Source organism: Nodosilinea sp. P-1105 (genome assembly GCF_012911975.1).
In the GTDB taxonomy this organism is placed as follows: domain Bacteria; phylum Cyanobacteriota; class Cyanobacteriia; order Phormidesmidales; family Phormidesmidaceae; genus Nodosilinea.
In genome coordinates this window covers 1-687 of sequence record NZ_SMDQ01000185.1, presented here as the reverse complement: position 1 = coordinate 687, position 687 = coordinate 1, and the positions used below count along the sequence as shown (strand labels likewise).

2 protein-coding genes are annotated in these 687 nt (G+C 48.5%); both read right to left on the bottom strand.

The genetic code is table 11. The annotated features are described in order from the left end of the window. A partial coding sequence (locus E1H13_RS27085; protein ID WP_206071136.1) for a hypothetical protein occupies positions 1-237 on the bottom strand: 237 nt, incomplete at its 3' end. A 200-nt stretch (positions 238-437) separates the two neighbouring features. Next, positions 438-578: a hypothetical protein gene (locus E1H13_RS26685; protein WP_169617983.1), complete on the bottom strand. Its 141-nt coding sequence runs from the start codon at positions 576-578 to the stop codon at positions 438-440. Positions 579-687 lie beyond the last annotated feature (109 nt).

Genomic DNA, 687 nt, shown 5'->3' with positions numbered 1-687 from the left:
TAATTCGGCAGGGATGGTCACCACCATCCCTCTTCTTTTATAGAACAGTTGCCCTCCCCCCACTACTTGCGACGCCCATAACTGGGATGCACCCTTCCTTGCATGGCTCGCCGTCCTTAGGGTGAACAAATGTGGCAGGCACATGATCGCCATTCCTTGTATGACTTTTTCGCAAGGTGAGTGTTGCATGGCATACGGGGCATTGAAATATTCTTTTAAAGTCCTGGTGCTGAGCATGATCTGCTGTAACTGTCTGAAATTGGTTATTGGAAAGAATCATTAGGGCTTCGTGCATTTACATTCCTAGTTTCCATAGACAACAGCTAGAGGAAAATCTGCCAGTGTTACTTTAAAACTCCTTTGTCTTTAGAGCTAGACTACTCTTGCGGTATAGATCCCAGGGTTATTGAAGAACCCTGAGATCTTGGTGTGTAACCCTAGCCTAACTCCGATCGCACGTTCTCCTCAATAATCGCCACTTGCTCATTGGTCAGGCCCAGTTCTTCCTGGAGTTCCAGCAGTTGGGCTTGTTCTTCCAGGTCAATGTCGCCATCGTTGTCTAAGAAGGCCCGAAACATCAGGGAAAATTCAGCGGCGGCTTGTTCCAGGGGGGCGTAGTTAGGGGTTGGGGGAGTACACCTTAGGCATTACCGTGTCTGCTGGGAATAGCTCATCAAAGCGCTGATT